14 protein-coding genes are annotated in these 16,862 nt (G+C 71.2%); all 14 read left to right on the plus strand.

The window, feature by feature from the left end:
* Nucleotide 1 precedes the first annotated feature (1 nt).
* The 14 genes from ABZ862_RS09205 to ABZ862_RS09270 all read left to right on the plus strand — a co-directional run bounded on the left by ABZ862_RS09205 (nt 2) and on the right by ABZ862_RS09270 (nt 16,745).
* Nucleotides 2-1,948 (plus strand): penicillin-binding protein 2, encoded by a 1,947-nt coding sequence (locus tag ABZ862_RS09205; protein ID WP_360954794.1) that lies wholly within the window; start codon nt 2-4, stop codon nt 1,946-1,948.
* Nucleotides 1,949-2,029: 81 nt separating this feature from the next.
* On the plus strand, nt 2,030-3,685 hold the full coding sequence (locus ABZ862_RS09210; RefSeq protein ID WP_360954797.1) for a UDP-N-acetylmuramoyl-L-alanyl-D-glutamate--2,6-diaminopimelate ligase: 1,656 nt from the start codon (nt 2,030-2,032) through the stop codon (nt 3,683-3,685).
* 4 nt (nt 3,686-3,689) lie between these two features.
* Nucleotides 3,690-5,096 (plus strand): UDP-N-acetylmuramoyl-tripeptide--D-alanyl-D-alanine ligase, encoded by a 1,407-nt coding sequence (gene murF, locus ABZ862_RS09215; RefSeq protein ID WP_360954800.1) that lies wholly within the window; start codon nt 3,690-3,692, stop codon nt 5,094-5,096.
* Nucleotides 5,093-6,166 (plus strand): phospho-N-acetylmuramoyl-pentapeptide-transferase, encoded by a 1,074-nt coding sequence (gene mraY / locus ABZ862_RS09220; RefSeq protein ID WP_360954803.1) that lies wholly within the window; start codon nt 5,093-5,095, stop codon nt 6,164-6,166. Before murF ends, mraY begins: the two co-directional genes overlap by 4 nt.
* Nucleotides 6,163-7,599, plus strand: coding sequence for a UDP-N-acetylmuramoyl-L-alanine--D-glutamate ligase (gene murD / locus ABZ862_RS09225; protein ID WP_360955499.1), 1,437 nt, complete (start codon nt 6,163-6,165; stop codon nt 7,597-7,599). The genes mraY and murD overlap by 4 nt, the downstream gene beginning before the upstream one ends.
* A 226-nt stretch (nt 7,600-7,825) precedes the next feature.
* Nucleotides 7,826-9,205, plus strand: coding sequence for a putative lipid II flippase FtsW (ftsW, locus tag ABZ862_RS09230; RefSeq protein ID WP_360954805.1), 1,380 nt, complete (start codon nt 7,826-7,828; stop codon nt 9,203-9,205).
* 6 nt (nt 9,206-9,211) lie between these two features.
* Nucleotides 9,212-10,300: an undecaprenyldiphospho-muramoylpentapeptide beta-N-acetylglucosaminyltransferase gene (gene murG, locus ABZ862_RS09235; RefSeq protein ID WP_360954808.1), complete on the plus strand. Its 1,089-nt coding sequence runs from the start codon at nt 9,212-9,214 to the stop codon at nt 10,298-10,300.
* A 200-nt stretch (nt 10,301-10,500) separates the two neighbouring features.
* The gene (locus ABZ862_RS09240; RefSeq protein WP_360954811.1) at nt 10,501-11,295 is read left to right on the plus strand and encodes an FtsQ-type POTRA domain-containing protein; all 795 of its coding nucleotides are present in this window, start codon (nt 10,501-10,503) and stop codon (nt 11,293-11,295) included.
* Between the two features lie 278 nt (nt 11,296-11,573).
* Entirely contained in the window at nt 11,574-12,773 is a 1,200-nt protein-coding gene (gene ftsZ / locus ABZ862_RS09245) for a cell division protein FtsZ (protein ID WP_360954814.1), read from the plus strand.
* Between the two features lie 10 nt (nt 12,774-12,783).
* Nucleotides 12,784-13,512 (plus strand): peptidoglycan editing factor PgeF, encoded by a 729-nt coding sequence (pgeF, locus tag ABZ862_RS09250; RefSeq protein WP_360954817.1) that lies wholly within the window; start codon nt 12,784-12,786, stop codon nt 13,510-13,512.
* 6 nt (nt 13,513-13,518) lie between these two features.
* The gene (locus tag ABZ862_RS09255; RefSeq protein ID WP_360954820.1) at nt 13,519-14,238 is read left to right on the plus strand and encodes a YggS family pyridoxal phosphate-dependent enzyme; all 720 of its coding nucleotides are present in this window, start codon (nt 13,519-13,521) and stop codon (nt 14,236-14,238) included.
* A gap of 130 nt (nt 14,239-14,368) precedes the next feature.
* The gene (gene sepF / locus ABZ862_RS09260; RefSeq protein WP_360954823.1) at nt 14,369-15,010 is read left to right on the plus strand and encodes a cell division protein SepF; all 642 of its coding nucleotides are present in this window, start codon (nt 14,369-14,371) and stop codon (nt 15,008-15,010) included.
* Nucleotides 15,011-15,060: 50 nt separating this feature from the next.
* Complete coding sequence (locus tag ABZ862_RS09265) at nt 15,061-15,345, plus strand: YggT family protein (protein ID WP_360954826.1); 285 nt, start codon at nt 15,061-15,063, stop codon at nt 15,343-15,345.
* A 53-nt stretch (nt 15,346-15,398) separates the two neighbouring features.
* The gene (locus ABZ862_RS09270) at nt 15,399-16,745 is read left to right on the plus strand and encodes a DivIVA domain-containing protein (protein ID WP_360954829.1); all 1,347 of its coding nucleotides are present in this window, start codon (nt 15,399-15,401) and stop codon (nt 16,743-16,745) included.
* The last annotated feature ends 117 nt before the right edge of the window (nt 16,746-16,862 follow it).

A 16,862-nucleotide genomic window follows, 5' to 3' on the forward strand; every position in this document is an offset into this window, starting at 1 on the left:
AGTGACCGACAGGCAACCGCCACGGCGTCGTGTGCCCCCGCCCGCCCGGCCCCGGGCGGGCGGCGGACAACGGCCCGGGCCCGGGGCCCGGCCCGTACGGCGGCCGGGCGCGCCGCGGCCCGCGCCGAAGATCATCCGGCTCGGCAGCCCGCGGCCCCGGCTGCGCCTCGTCGGCTTCGCGCTGACGCTGGTGCTGCTGATGTTCGTCGTACGGCTGCTTCAGGTCCAGGCGGTCGACGCGAGCGCCTACGCGGCCAAGGCCGAACAGAACCGCTACGTCGTGCACACGCTGGCGGCCGAGCGGGGCGGGATCACCGACCGCGACGGAGTGGCCCTGGCCATCAGCGTGGACGCCGACGACATCACGGCCGACCCCACGATGTTCACCCGGAAACAGCTCGGCATCGACGACGGGCCCGAGCGGGCCGCCGACCTCCTCGCACCGGTCCTCGGCCAGGAGAAACCGGCGCTGGTGAAGAAGCTGCGGACGAAGGACACCCGCTACGTGCTGCTCGCCCGCCGGCAGACCCCGCAGGTGTGGAAGCAGATCAAGGACCTCAAGGCCGGGCTCGCCGCGAAGGCCGGCGGCGGCAAGCCGGTCGTGAACGTGCTCGCGGGTGTCTTCTCGGACCCCAGCAGCAAGCGGGTCTATCCCAACGGCGACCTCGCCGCCGGGATACTGGGCTGGGTCAACGCCGAGGGCAGGGGCGGCGGCGGTATCGAGCAGCAGCTGAACGCGCAGCTGTCGGGCAAGGACGGCAAGATCCGCTACGCGCAGGCCGGCGGACGTGAGGTGCCCACGGCGGGCTCCACCGAGACACCGGCGGTGTCGGGTTCGGACGTCGAGCTCACCATCGACCGCGACATCCAGTGGGCCGCGCAGAAGGCCATCACCGAGCAGGTCGGGCAGTCCAAGGCCGACCGGGGCTACGTCGTCGTCCAGGACACCCGTACCGGGGAGATCCTGGCCATGGCCGACTCGCCCGGCTTCGACCCCAACGACCTCTCCGAGGCAGACCCCGCCGCCCTGGGCAACGCGGCGCTCCAGGACGCCTACGAGCCCGGCTCCACCGCCAAGGTCATGTCGATGGCCGCCGTCCTCGAGGAGAACGCCGCGACCCCGCTCACCCATGTCGTCGTGCCGAACCGGCTGCACCGCGGCGACCGGCTGTTCCAGGACGACGTGGACCACCCGACCTGGAACCTGACGCTCAACGGCGTGCTCGCCAAGTCCAGCAACATCGGCACGATCCTGGCCGCCGGACAGCTCGGCAGGACCCAGCCGGAGGCCAACCGGGTCCTGTACTCGTACCTGCGCAAGTTCGGCCTCGGCAGCTACACCGGCCTCGGCTTCCCCGGCGAGACGAAGGGCATCCTCGCGCCCCCGGGTTCCTGGTCGACCTCGCAGCAGTACACGATCCCTTTCGGCCAGGGCATGTCCCTCAACGCGGTGCAGGCCGCCTCCGTCTACTCGACCATCGCCAACGGCGGCGTCCGTGTCGAACCGACCCTGGTCCGCGGCACCGAGGACGCCCAGGGACGCTTCACCGCCGCCGCGAAGCCCGCGAAGACCAGGGTGGTCAGCGAGAAGACCGCCCGCTCGGTCGCCCGGATGCTGGAGTCCGTGGTGGACGACGAACAGGGCACCGGCGCCAAGGCCCGCATCCCCGGCTACCGTGTCGCCGGCAAGACCGGTACCGCGAACCGAGTGGATCCGGCCACCGGCAAGTACCGCGGCTACACCTCCTCGTTCGCCGGGTTCGCCCCCGCCGACCAGCCCCGCGTCACCGTCTACTGCGCGATCCAGAACGCCACCGAGGGCAGCTACTTCGGTGGCCAGATCTGCGGCCCCGTCTTCAAGCAGGTGATGGAGTTCGCGCTGAAGTCCCTCCAGGTCCCGCCCACCGGGGCGAAGGCCGCCAACCTGCCCGTCTCCTACACCCCTTGAACCGCCCCTGACCCGCCCCTGACCCGCCCCTCACCAAGGCCAGAAACCGTCACTGATCAGCGCAACCAGCCAGGAACGCCCGTGACCATGATCACTCCCGACCCCGGGAACCCCATCCCGCCCCCGCCTCCGCTTCGCCCGCAGGCGGGTACGCCCGGTACGCTCACCGCCGTGCCACACGCTGATCAGTTCCAAACCACCCAGAAGGGCGTTTCCGTGACCTACCCGGGACCGCCACGACCGGTTCAGGTCTCCGCCACCCCCCTCGCGGAGCTCGCCGATCAGCTGGGTGCCGCCGCCCCCGACACCCCCGCGGAGGTCACCGGCATCACCCATGACTCGCGCGCCGTCCGCCCCGGCGATCTGTACGCCGCGCTGCCGGGCGCCCGTGCGCACGGCGCGGACTTCGCCGCCCAGGCCGCCGGACTCGGCGCGGTCGCCGTGCTGACCGACCCGTCCGGCACCGCCCGCGCCGCCGCCACCGGCCTTCCGGTACTGACCGTGGACGACCCGCGCGGCCGCATGGGCGAACTCGCGGCCACCGTCTACGGCCGGCCGGGAGGCGATCTCCTCCAGATCGGCATCACCGGCACCTCCGGCAAGACCACCACCGCCTACCTCGTCGAGGGCGGCCTCCGGACCACGTACCGCACCGGCCTGATCGGCACGGTCGAGATGCGCGTCGGCGACGAGCGCGTCAAGTCCGAGCGCACCACCCCCGAGGCCACCGACCTCCAGGCCCTGTTCGCCGTCATGCGCGAACGCGGCGTGGACGCGGTCGCCATGGAGGTCTCCAGCCACGCCCTGGTGCTCGGCAGGGTCGACGGCTGCGTCTTCGACGTCGCCGTCTTCACCAACCTCAGCCCGGAGCACATGGAGTTCCACTCCGGCATGGAGGACTACTACCGGGCCAAGGCGCAACTGTTCACCCCGGCCCGCAGCAGACTCGGCGTGGTCAACACCGACGACGAGTACGGCCGCCGGCTCGTGAAGGAGGCGGCGGTCCCCGTCGTCACCTACTCCGCCGAGGGCCGGACCGACGCCGACTGGCGCGCCGAGGAGGTGCGGATCGGTCCGATGGACTCGTCGTTCACGGCGGTGGGGCCCCAGGGCGAGCGGATCGCCGCCGTGTCACCGCTGCCGGGCCCCTTCAACGTGGCGAACACCCTCGCCGCGATCGCCGCCCTCGCCGCGGCGGGCCTCGACCCGCAGACCGCCGCCGACGGGGTCGCCGCCGTACCGGGCGTGCCGGGCCGCCTGGAACGCGTGGACGCCGGACAGCCGTATCTCGCGGTCGTCGACTACGCCCACAAGACCGACGCCGTCGAATCGGTGCTGCGCGCCCTGCGCGAGGTCACCGAGGGCAGGCTGCACGTCGTCCTGGGCTGCGGCGGTGACCGCGACCGCACCAAACGCGCCCCGATGGGCGCCGCCGTCGCGCGGCTCGCCGACACCGCCGTACTGACCTCCGACAACCCGCGCTCCGAGGACCCCCTGGCGATCCTCGCGGCCATGCTCGAGGGTGCCGCGTCCGTACCGGCACACGAACGGGGCGACGTCGTCCTGTACGAGGACCGGGCCGCCGCCGTCGCCGCCGCCGTCGCCCGCGCGCGGCCCGGGGACACCGTGCTGGTCGCGGGCAAGGGCCACGAGCAGGGCCAGGACATCGCCGGGGTGGTACGTCCCTTCGACGACCGCCAAGTGCTTCGCGAAGCTATCCAGAAGACCCAGGGATGAACTTGTGATCGCCCTCTCCCTCGCCGAGATCGCAGCCGCAGTCGGCGGGCAGACCTACGACATACCGGATCCGTCCGCGCAGATCACCGGACCGGTCGTCCGGGACTCCCGCGAGGTGGTGCCCGGCAGCCTCTTCGCCGCCTTCGCCGGTGAGCACGCGGACGGCCACGACTACGCCGCCCAGGTGGTGCGGGCGGGCGCGGTGGCCGTGCTGGCCGCCCGCCCCGTCGGCGTGCCCGCGATCGTGGTGGACGACGTGCAGAGGGCGCTGGGTGCCCTCGCCCGCCACGTGGTGGCACGGCTCGGCGCCACCCTCGTGGCGCTCACCGGCTCCGCGGGCAAGACCAGCACCAAGGACCTCATCGCCCAGGTGCTCCGCCGCAAGGCGCCGACGGTGTTCACACCCGGCTCGCTGAACAACGAGATCGGACTGCCGCTCACCGCGCTCAGCGCCACCGAGGAGACCAGGTTCCTCGTCCTGGAGATGGGCGCCCGCGGCATCGGCCACATCCGCTACCTGGCCGGCCTGACGCCCCCGAAGGTCGGCCTGGTGCTCAACGTCGGCACCGCCCACATCGGCGAGTTCGGCGGCCGGGAGCAGATCGCGCAGGCGAAGGGCGAACTCGTCGAGTCCCTGCCCGCGGACGGTACCGCGATCCTCAACGCCGACGACCCGTTGGTCCGGGCCATGGCCTCCCGTACCCAGGCGAAGGTGCTCCTTTTCGGAGAGTCCGGCGAAGCGGACGTTCGTGCCGAGAACGTACGACTCACGGACAGCGGACAGCCCGTATTCAGGCTTCGCACACCCTCCGGGTGCAGCGATGTGACCATGCGCCTGTACGGTGAGCATCACGTGTCGAACGCGCTCGCCGCGGCCGCCGTCGCCCATGAGCTGGGCATGTCCGCAGACGAGATCGCCGTGGCGCTCTCCGAGGCGGAATCCCTCTCCCGCTGGCGGATGGAGGTCACCGAGCGCCCTGACGGCGTGACCATCGTCAACGACGCCTACAACGCCAACCCGGAGTCCATGCGGGCCGCCCTGCGCGCGCTCGTGGCCATGGGCGGGGAACGGCGCACCTGGGCGGTGCTCGGCAAGATGGCCGAGCTCGGGGACGAGGCGCTCGCCGAGCACGACGCGGTCGGACGGCTCGCCGTCCGGCTCAACGTCAGCAAGCTCGTCGCGGTCGGGGGCAGGGAAGCCGCCTGGCTGCAACTGGGCGCATATAACGAGGGTTCGTGGGGTGAGGAGTCGGTGCACGTGTCCGACGCACAGGCGGCGGTCGACCTGTTGCGCAGCCAGTTGCGCCCGGGGGACGTCGTCCTCGTGAAGGCGTCCCGTTCGGTGGGGCTCGAGAGCGTTGCCCAGGCGCTGCTCGAGGCCGGTGCCGAGGGTGAGGTTGCTGCCCGATGATGAAGCAGATCCTGTTCGCGGGAGTCATTGGACTGTTCCTCAGCCTGGTCGGCACACCGCTGCTGATCAAGCTGCTGGCCCGCAAGGGCTACGGCCAGTACATCCGCGACGACGGCCCCCGCGAGCACCACAGCAAGCGCGGTACGCCGACGATGGGCGGTATCGCCTTCATCTTCGCGACGATCGCCGCGTACTTCCTGTCCAAGGTCATCACCGGCTTTCCGCCCACCTTCTCGGGCATCCTGGTGCTCGGCCTGATGGCGGGCATGGGCCTGGTCGGCTTCCTGGACGACTACATCAAGATCGTCAAACGGCGTTCGCTGGGCCTGCGCGCCAAGGCGAAGATGGCCGGACAGCTCATCGTCGGCATCGCCTTCGCGGTCCTGTCGCTGCAGTTCTCCGACTCCCGCGGCAACACCCCGGCCTCCACCAAGCTGTCGTTCATCACGGACTTCGGCTGGACGATCGGCCCGGTGCTGTTCGTCCTCTGGGCGCTGTTCATGATCCTCGCGATGTCCAACGGCGTGAACCTCACCGACGGTCTCGACGGCCTCGCCACCGGCGCCTCCGTCCTGGTCTTCGGCGCCTACACGTTCATCGGCGTATGGCAGTTCCAGGAGTCCTGCGCCAACGCGCAGACCCTGACCAACCCCAACGCCTGCTACGAGGTGCGCGATCCGCTCGACCTGGCGGTGGTCGCCTCCGCCCTGATGGGCGCCTGCCTCGGCTTCCTGTGGTGGAACACCTCGCCCGCCAAGATCTTCATGGGTGACACCGGCTCGCTGGCACTCGGCGGTGTCCTCGCCGGCCTCGCGATCTGCTCCCGCACCGAACTGCTCGTCGCGCTCCTCGGCGGTCTGTTCGTCCTCATCACCATGTCGGTCGTCATCCAGGTCGGCTCCTTCCGGCTCACCGGCAGGCGCGTCTTCCGGATGGCGCCGCTCCAGCACCACTTCGAACTCAAGGGCTGGTCCGAAGTGCTCGTGGTGGTCCGTTTCTGGATCATCCAGGGCATCTGTGTCATCGTCGGACTGGGCCTCTTCTACGCAGGATGGGCAGCGGAGAAATGACCGCGTCGGAGCCTTCGGGGCACAGCGCATTCCAGGGCAGGCACATCACCGTCGCCGGGCTCGGCGTCTCCGGCGTCCCGGCGGCCAGGGTGCTGCACGGGCTCGGCGCCCGCGTCACCGTCGTCAACGACGGCGACGACGAACGCGCCCGCGCCCAGGCCGCCCCGCTGGAGGCGCTCGGCGTCACCGTCCGCCTCGGCGACGGCGACACCCTCCCCGAAGGCACCGACCTCATCGTCACCGCCCCCGGCTGGCGGCCCGGCAAGCCCCTGTTCGCGGCCGCCGCCGAGGCCGGCGTCCCGGTCTGGGGCGACGTCGAACTCGCCTGGCGGCTGCGCGGTCCGGACGCCGCCCCCTGGCTGGCCGTCACCGGCACCAACGGCAAGACCACCACCGTGCAGATGCTCGCGGCCATTCTGGAGGCCGCGGGCCTGCGCACGGCGGCCGTCGGCAACATCGGCGTCTCGCTGCTCGACGCGGTGCTCGGCGAGGAGAAGTACGACGTCCTCGCCGTGGAGCTGTCCAGCTATCAGCTCCACTGGGCGCCCTCGCTGCGCGCCCACTCCGCCGCCGTCCTCAACCTGGCCCCGGACCATCTCGACTGGCACGGCTCCATGGAGGCGTACGCCGCCGACAAGGGCCGTGTCTACGAGGGCAACCGCGTCGCCTGCGTCTACAACACGGCCGACAAGGCCACCGAGGACCTGGTGCGCGCGGCGGACGTCGAGGAGGGCTGCCGGGCGGTCGGTTTCACCCTCGGCACCCCGGGACCCTCCCAACTCGGCGTCGTGGACGGCATCCTGGTCGACCGTGCCTTCGTGGCGGACCGGCAGAAGAACGCCCAGGAGCTCGCCGAGGTCTCCGACGTGCGCCCGCCGGCCCCGCACAACATCGCCAACGCCCTTGCCGCGGCGGCCCTGGCCCGCGCCTTCGGGGTGCCCGCCAGGGCCGTACGGGACGGGCTGCGCTCCTTCACCCCCGACGCCCACCGCATCGCCCATGTCGCGGACCTGGACGGCGTCACGTACATCGACGACTCCAAGGCCACCAACACCCACGCGGCGGAAGCCTCGTTGGCGGCCTACGAGTCCATCGTGTGGATCGCGGGCGGCCTCGCCAAGGGCGCGACCTTCGACGAACTCGTCGCCAGGTCGGCGAAGCGGCTGCGCGGTGCCGTGCTGATGGGCGCCGACCGGGCCCTGATCCGCGAGGCACTCGCGCGACACGCCCCGGAAGTGCCGGTCGTCGACCTCGGACGGACCGACACTGGGGCGATGCTCCAGGCCGTCCAGGAGGCCCGGCGGCTCGCCCGCCCCGGCGACACGGTACTGCTGGCCCCGGCCTGCGCCTCCATGGACATGTTCACCAACTACAACAAGCGCGGTGACGCGTTCGCGGCGGCGGTTCGCGAACTCGGCGCCGGGGGTGCCTGATGGCCACCCGTGGAGTACGGTGCGGCGCCCGGTGTGTCCGGCCGCGAGGCACCGGAGCGCTCGTGTGGCCCGGCCACAGGGGTGCTGCGGCGTCGCCGCGGGCCTGCGCGCCGGGCCCCGTGACGCCGCGGGAGGCCGTCGGGCACCGCCATTGAGACCCGGTTCGCCGGGAGACTCCGGGAGGGACGCGTGGGACCGACGCCGATGCCGTACCGCGGAGCCGCGGATGTCCGGTAGCCCCGGCAGCCGTACCGGGCGGCCCCCGGCCCAGCGGGCCGTACGGCCGCCCGCCGCCCCGCGCGCCCCCCGCCCCCCGCGCGACAACCCCGTGGGGCGCCTCTGGACCCGTGCGCGCAAAGCCTGGGACCGGCCGCTCACCGCGTACTACCTGATCCTCGGCGGCAGCCAGCTGATCACGGTGCTGGGCCTGGTGATGGTCTACTCGGCCTCCCAGATCACCGCGCTGCAGATGTCCCTGCCGGGCTCGTTCTTCTTCCGCAAGCAGTTCCTCGCCGCCGCCATCGGCGCCGTCCTGCTGCTGGTGGCCTCCCGGATGCCGGTCAGGCTGCACCGCGCGCTGGCCTACCCGATCCTCGCGGGCGCCGTCTTCTTCATGGTCCTGGTGCAGATCCCGGGGATAGGCAAGACGGTCAACGGCAACCAGAACTGGATCTCCCTCGGCGGCTCCTTCCAGATCCAGCCCAGCGAGTTCGGCAAACTCGCCCTGGTCCTGTGGGGCGCCGATCTGCTCGCCCGCAAGGCCGACAGGAAACTGCTGGCCCAGTGGAAGCACATGCTGGTCCCACTGGTCCCGGCCTCTTTCATGCTGCTCGGACTGATCATGCTCGGCGGCGACATGGGCACCGCGATCATCCTCACCGCGATCCTCTTCGGACTGCTGTGGCTGGCGGGCGCGCCGACCCGGCTGTTCGTCGGCGTGCTCTCGGTCGCCGTGGCCCTCGGGACGCTCCTCATCTGGACCAGCCCCAACCGCATGGCCCGCCTCGCCTGCATCGGCGCCACCGCGCCGCGCTCCGGCACCGCCGACTGCTGGCAGGCGGTGCACGGGATCTACGCCCTGGCCTCCGGCGGACTGTTCGGATCCGGACTCGGGGCAAGTGTGGAGAAATGGGGGCAACTCCCCGAGGCGCACACCGACTTCATCTTCGCCGTGACCGGAGAAGAACTGGGTCTGGCGGGCACGCTGTCCGTCCTCGCCCTCTTCGCGGCTCTAGGCTATGCGGGTATCCGCGTGGCCGGACGCACGGAGGACCCCTTCGTCAGGTATGCCGCGGGAGGCGTGACCACCTGGATCACGGCTCAGGCCGTGATCAACATCGGTGCAGTGCTCGGTCTGCTGCCGATCGCCGGAGTCCCCCTCCCGCTGTTCTCCTACGGAGGTTCCGCCCTGCTGCCGACCATGTTCGCCATCGGGCTGCTGATCGCCTTCGCACGCGACGAGCCCGCTGCGCGGGCGGCGCTTGCGATGCGGCAACCCCGCTTTGGTAGAAAGCGTGGCGGAGGCGCCGTGCCGGATCGGGGGCCTCGGAGATGGAACACGATGCGACGGCGAGCGCCAGCGGCGCGGCCGTCCGGAGAGCGGTGAATTTCGGTGCATGTCGTACTCGCCGGTGGGGGGACCGCCGGCCACATCGAGCCGGCGCTCGCCCTCGCGGACGCCCTGCGCAGGCAGGACCCCACCGTGGGGATCACGGCCCTGGGCACGGAACGCGGTCTGGAGACCCGGCTCGTCCCCGAACGCGGCTATGAGCTCGCGCTCATCCCGGCCGTGCCGCTGCCCCGCAGACCGACCCCGGAACTGATCACCGTCCCGGGCCGGCTGCGCGGCACCATCAAGGCGGCCGAGCAGATCCTGGAGCGCACCAAGGCGGACGCCGTGGTCGGCTTCGGCGGCTACGTCGCCCTGCCCGGCTACCTCGCCGCCAAGCGCCTCGGCGTGCCCATCGTGATCCACGAGGCCAACGCCCGGCCCGGCCTCGCCAACAAGATCGGCTCGCGCTACGCCGCGAAGGTCGCCGTCTCCACCCCCGACAGCAAGCTGCGCGACGCCCGCTACATCGGGATCCCGCTGCGCCGCTCCATCTCCACCCTGGACCGCGCCGCCGTCCGGCCCGAGGCCCGCGCGGCGTTCGGCCTCGACCCCAACCTGCCCACGCTGCTGGTCTCCGGCGGCTCGCAGGGCGCCCGGCGGCTCAACGAGGTCGTGCAGCGGGTCGCGCCGTACCTCCAGCAGGCCGGCATCCAGATCCTGCACGCGGTCGGACCGAAGAACGAACTGCCGCAGGTCCACCAGATGCCGGGGATGCCCCCCTACATCCCGGTGAGCTATCTGGACCGGATGGACCTCGCGTACGCCGCGGCCGACATGATGCTCTGCCGCGCGGGCGCGATGACCGTAGCCGAGCTCTCCGCCGTCGGTCTCCCGGCCGCCTACGTCCCGCTGCCCATCGGCAACGGCGAACAGCGGCTGAACGCCCAGCCGGTGGTGAAGGCGGGCGGCGGACTCCTCGTCGACGACGCGGAGCTCGACCCCGGCTGGATCCAGCAGAACGTGCTTCCGGTGCTCGCCGACCCGCACCGGCTGTGGGAGATGTCCCGCGCCGCCGCCGAGTTCGGCCGCCGGGACGCCGACGACCTGCTCGTGGGAATGGTGTACGAGGCGATCGCCTCGTCCCGCTGAGCCCGCCCGGCGGATCCCGTGTGAACCGCCGGGCGGCTCCCCGGAGCTGCCCGGCGGCTGACGCGGGGGAGACGGTACGGCCCTGCCGGTCCGGACGGTCCGGCGCCGGCGGTTCGCGTGCCGGGGCCCGGGGCGGTGGCGGCCTGGTGCATGATCGGGCCGACAGCCCCCGCGCGTCAGCGAGATGAGAGGCAGGGAACGTGGCCGGAACGACCGCCGCCGAACGCGGTGACCGTGAACGGGTGCCGTCCGGTCCGCCCCTGCTGCGCCGGCTGAGGCGCCTCAAGGCCCGTACGATGATCATTCTTGCGGTGACCGTCACTCTGCTCGGTGCGGGCTGCGTCTGGCTGTTGTACGGCTCCCCATGGCTGCGGGTGGACCGCGTGGCGGTCTCCGGGACCCGTGTCCTGACACCGGCCGAGGTGCGCAGGGCCGCCGCCGTGCCGGTCGGGTCGCCGCTGCTGTCCGTCGACACCGCCGCGATCGGGGCCCGGCTGCGCCGCGAACTGCCCCGGATCCGCACGGTCGAGGTATTTCGTTCCTGGCCCCACGGAATCGGGCTGAAAATCACCGAACGAACTCCGGTACTCGTGCTGGAGAAAAGCGGACGTTTCATCGAAGTCGACGGCCAAGGTGTCCGTTTCGCCACGGTTTCCCGGCGTCCGGCCGCCGTTCCCACCCTCGATCTGGACCTGTCCTCACCCGGTTCGGCCGGTGCGAGCCTGCGCCGTTTCGGCCAGGACCGGCTGGTGCGCGAGGCGGTCGCCGTGGCGGGCCGGCTGCCGGCCGCGGCCGCCCGGGACACCCGTGTCGTCAAAGTCCGTTCCTACGACGACATCTCGCTGGAGCTGACCGGCGGCCGGACCGTGGCCTGGGGAAGCGCCGGGAACGGCCCGGCCAAGGCCAGGACGCTCACCGCCCTGATGAAAGCCTCGCCCGGGTCGCGGCACTTCGATGTGAGCGTCCCCACCGCCCCCGCGTCAGCGCGGAGTTGACGTACATCCGCGCAGGCCAGCACCCTGGTTGGGCACCCCAGTGCCTGATCACATAGGGTGAAAAGAAAAACGGGAGGTTCGGCGTGTTCATTGAACGTCCGCCACTTGTCGACTTAGTGTCCTGTTCGGAAGAGTCCAAGGAACAGACACACTGGTAACCCTAAACTTCAACGTTAGGGTTCGGGTCGGCGTTCGGACCGCCCCATTCGGCATCAGTCACCGCCCCACGGCCCGGCCGTGGGACGGCGACACGTAACTCGAGGCGAGAGGCCTTCGACGTGGCAGCACCGCAGAACTACCTCGCAGTCATCAAAGTCATCGGTGTCGGCGGCGGTGGTGTCAATGCCATCAACCGGATGATCGAGGTCGGTCTGAAGGGCGTCGAGTTCATCGCCATCAACACCGACGCGCAGGCGCTGTTGATGAGCGACGCCGACGTCAAGCTGGACGTCGGACGCGAACTCACCCGCGGACTCGGCGCCGGAGCCAACCCGGCGGTGGGCCGCAAGGCGGCCGAGGACCACCGCGAGGAGATCGAGGAGGTCCTCAAGGGGGCCGACATGGTCTTCGTGACGGCCGGCGAGGGCGGCGGCACCGGCACCGGCGGCGCGCCCGTCGTGGCCAACATCGCCCGCACCCTGGGCGCCCTCACCATCGGTGTCGTCACCCGTCCGTTCACCTTCGAGGGCCGCCGCCGCGCCAACCAGGCCGAGGACGGCATCGCCGAGCTGCGCGAAGAGGTCGACACCCTCATCGTCATCCCGAACGACCGGCTGCTGTCGATCTCCGACCGCCAGGTCTCGGTGCTGGACGCCTTCAAGTCGGCCGACCAGGTGCTGCTCTCCGGTGTCCAGGGCATCACCGACCTCATCACCACGCCCGGCCTGATCAACCTCGACTTCGCCGACGTCAAGTCGGTCATGTCGGAAGCCGGTTCGGCCCTCATGGGCATCGGCTCGGCCCGCGGCGACGACCGCGCGGTGGCCGCCGCCGAGATGGCGATCTCCTCGCCGCTGCTGGAGGCGTCCATCGACGGCGCCCGGGGCGTCCTGCTCTCCATCTCCGGCGGCTCCGACCTCGGTCTCTTCGAGATCAACGAGGCGGCCCAGCTGGTCAGCGAGGCGGCCCACCCCGAGGCCAACATCATCTTCGGCGCGGTCATCGACGACGCCCTCGGCGACGAGGTGCGGGTCACCGTGATCGCGGCCGGCTTCGACGGGGGCCAGCCCCCGGCCCGCCGGGACAACGTCCTCGGCTCGGCCTCCTCCACGGCCCGCCGCGAGGAGCCCGCCCCGGTACGGCAGCCGGAGAGCCGCCCGTCGTTCGGCTCGCTCGGCAGCGTCACGCCGAAGGAGGAGCCGGTGCCCGTCGCCCCCGAGCCGGTCGCCGACCTCCCCGTCGCCCCGCCGGTGCCGCCGTCGCGGGCCTACGCGGACAGCGCCGCCGAGGAACTCGACGTCCCGGACTTCCTGAAGTAGAGACACGGAAGTGATGGGACAGCGCGAGACCGTGAGCGGCGCCCACTTCGCCTTCACCGACCGGTGGGGCGGGGTGAGTGCCGCTCCGTACGGTGAGCTCAACCTCGGCGGAGCCGTCGGCGACGACCCCGCCGCCGTACGGGCCAACCGGAAGGCCGCCGCCGGGGCGCTCGGCCTCGACCCGGCCGCCGTGGTCTGGATGAACCAGGTGCACGGCACCGGGGTCGCCGTCGTGGACGGACCCTGGGGCACGGGCCCCGCGCCCGAGGCCGACGCGGTGGTGACCGCCCGCCGCGGACTCGCCCTCGCCGTGCTCACCGCGGACTGCACACCGGTCCTGCTCGCCGACCCGGTCGCCGGGGTCGCGGCCGCCGTCCACGCCGGGAGGCCCGGCATGGTCGCCGGAGTGGTCCCCGCGGCCGTGCGCGCGATGGCGGAACTGGGCGCCGAACCCTCCCGGATCGTCGCCCGCACCGGCCCCGCGGTCTGCGGACGGTGCTACGAGGTGCCGGAGGCGATGCGCGCCGAGGTGTCCGCGGTCGTACCGGCGGCGTACGCCGAGACCGGTTGGGGCACTCCGGCCGTCGACGTGAGCGCCGGAGTGCACGCGCAGCTCGATGCGCTCGGGGTGCGTGACCGGGCGCAGTCACCGGTGTGCACACGGGAGTCGGACGATCACTTCTCGTACCGCCGCGACCGCAGCACCGGGCGGCTCGCGGGATACGTCTGGCTGGACTGACGGGACATGGCGGACCGTAAGGGCGACATCGCGGCGAACCTGGCGAAGGTGGAGGAGCGGATCTCCGCCGCCTGTGCCGCCGCGGGCCGCGGACGCGAGGAAGTGACCCTGGTCGTGGTCACCAAGACCTATCCCGCGAGCGATGTGCGGATCCTGGCCGGTCTCGGGGTGCGCCATGTCGCCGAGAACCGCGACCAGGACGCGGCCCCCAAAGCGGCCGAGTGCGCCGACCTTCCCCTGACCTGGCACTTCGTCGGCCAGTTGCAGACCAACAAGGTCCGATCTGTGGTCGGTTATGCCGATTTCGTGCAATCCGTCGACCGGGCCCGGCTGGTGACGGCCCTGTCGAACGAGGCGCAGCGGGCCGGACGCGGGATCGGGTGCCTGATCCAGGTGGCGCTCGACGCCGGGGAGAGCGGTCGCGGGGAGCGCGGCGGCGTGGCACCCGGAAGGATCGGGGAGTTGGCCGAGGAGATCGACCGGGCGCCGGGGCTGACGCTCCGCGGTCTGATGACGGTCGCCCCGCTCACCGGGGAGTACGCCGGTCGTCAACGGGCGGCGTTCGACCGGTTGATGGATTTGTCGACCGACCTGCGCCGAGACCGTCCGGCTGCGAACATGGTCTCGGCAGGGATGAGTGCGGACCTAGAGGAGGCGGTGGCGGCCGGGGCGACACATGTACGCGTCGGCACTGCGGTACTCGGAGTCCGTCCCGGGCTCCGGTAACGTCGCCAAGAAGTCGGACCACAGCAGAAAATATGGTCAATGTCGCCGAAAGGCGGACATAACGGCCCCGTGGATCGTACGGACTTGGTAGTCGTCAGCCCGATCCACCACAGAGCGGAGGACTCAGAGCATGGCCGGCGCGATGCGCAAGATGGCGGTCTACCTCGGCCTCGTGGAGGACGATGGATACGACGGCCGGGGATTCGACCCCGACGACGATTTCGAACCCGAACTGGACCCGGAGCCCGAGCGGGACCACCGGCGGCACGAGCAGCCGCTCCCGTCACACGCCGCACATCAGTCCCAACGGGACGAAGAGGTACGTATCGTGCAGCCGCCCGCGCCCCGGGAGCCCGTGGCGCGGTCCTCTTCGCTGTCCGCGGAATCCGGACGTCCCGCACGGATCGCACCCGTGGCGTCCATCACACAAGAACGTCAGCCCCTGGAGAAGAACGCGCCGGTGATCATGCCCAAGGTCGTGTCGGAACGAGAGCCGTACCGGATCACCACGCTCCACCCGCGGACCTACAACGAAGCCCGTACCATCGGGGAACACTTCCGTGAAGGTACGCCTGTGATCATGAACTTGACCGAGATGGACGACACGGACGCCAAGCGTCTCGTCGACTTCGCGGCCGGTCTGGTGTTCGGTCTCCACGGCAGCATCGAGCGGGTGACGCAGAAAGTGTTCCTCTTGTCTCCTGCTAACGTCGATGTCACGGCGGAGGACAAGGCCCGCATCGCAGAGGGCGGGTTCTTCAACCAGAGCTGAGACGCAGTACCGGCAAGGCACAGGCATCAGGGGAGAGGGAAGCAAGGCTCATGGGCGTGGTCCTGGAGATCGTCTACATCGCGCTGATGTGCTTCCTCATCGTGCTCATCTTCCGGTTGGTCATGGACTACGTCTTCCAGTTCGCCCGCTCTTGGCAGCCCGGCAAGGCGATGGTGGTCGTTCTGGAGGCCACTTACACTGTCACTGATCCACCGCTCAAGCTTCTACGGCGGTTCATCCCGCCGTTGCGTCTCGGGGGCGTGGCGCTCGACCTGTCCTTCTTCGTGCTGATGATCATCGTCTACATCCTGATCTCGATCGTGAGCCGGCTGTGAGCGATGTGACCTACCGTCTTGCCGAATGCCGACGACTACGTTGAGGTGAAGAGATGCCGTTGACCCCCGAGGACGTGCGGAACAAGCAGTTCACGACCGTCCGCCTCCGAGAAGGCTATGACGAGGACGAGGTCGATGCCTTCCTCGACGAGGTCGAAGCCGAACTGACCCGTCTGCTGCGCGAGAACGAGGACCTGCGCGCCAAACTGGCCGCGGCCACGCGCGCGGCCGCGCAGAACCAGCAGAACATGCGCAAGGGCCCGGACCAGGACCAGCAGCAGGGTGGCATGCCTCAGCAGGGCGGGATGCAGCAGCAGGGTGGCATGCCCCAGCAGGGTGGTATGCAGCAGCAGGGCGGGATGCCCCAGCAGGGTGGTATGCAGCAGCAGGGCGGGATGCCCCAGCAGGGCATGCGAGGACCCGGCGGACCGGTGCCCGCCGGCATATCGGGCCCGCCGCAGCAGATGGGCGGCCCCATGGGAGGCCCGCCCCAGCTGCCCAGCGGCGCCCCGCAGTTGCCCGCAGGTCCCGGCGGCCAGGGCGGCCCGCAGGGCCACGGCCCGATGGGTCAGGGTCCGATGGGTCAGGGTCCTATGGGTCAGGGCCCCATGGGTCAGGGACCGATGGGTCAGGGTCCGATGGGTCAGGGTCCGATGGGTCAGGGTCCGATGGGTCAGGGACCGATGGGCGGCCCCATGGGTGGTCCCATGGGCGGTCAGCCTCCCATGCAGCACATGGGCGGCCCCATGGGCGGACCGATGGGCGGCCCCATGGGCGGTCCCGGTATGCCCGGTCAGGGGCCGGGTGGCGACAGCGCCGCACGGGTCCTCTCGCTGGCCCAGCAGACCGCCGACCAGGCGATCGCCGAGGCCCGTTCCGAGGCCAACAAGATCGTCGGTGAGGCGCGCAGCCGTGCCGAGGGTCTCGAGCGCGACGCCCGTGCCAAGGCCGACGCCCTGGAGCGGGACGCGCAGGAGAAGCACCGCGTCGCGATGGGCTCCCTGGAGTCCGCCCGCGCCACGCTGGAGCGCAAGGTCGAGGACCTGCGCGGCTTCGAGCGCGAGTACCGGACGCGGCTGAAGTCGTACCTGGAGTCCCAGCTGCGTCAGCTGGAGACCCAGGCGGACGACTCCCTCGCCCCGCCGCGCACGCCGTCCGCGCCCTCGCTGCCGCCGTCCCCGGCGCCCTCCATGGCCCCGGCCGGCGCGAGCGCCCCGTCGTACGGCAACCCGGGCATGGGCGGTGGCCCCGGCCCGGTGGCGCCGTCCTTCGGCGGCCAGCAGCAGATGTCCCCGGCGATGACCCAGCCGATGGCCCCGGTACGCCCGCAGGGCCCGGGCCCGATGGGTGGCGCGCCGTCGCCGATGCGCGGCTTCCTGATCGACGAGGACGACAACTGACGGCCGCCGCCGAGCGGTAGACGTCGTCGGCATTCAAAGGGCGGGGCCCCGGAGTTTCTCCGGGGCCCCGCCCTTTTGCGCGCGTCGCCCCCAGACCCCCTTTTCGGCCCTGGACGG

The organism is Streptomyces sp. NPDC047000 (assembly GCF_040644295.1).
GTDB lineage: Bacteria > Actinomycetota > Actinomycetes > Streptomycetales > Streptomycetaceae > Streptomyces.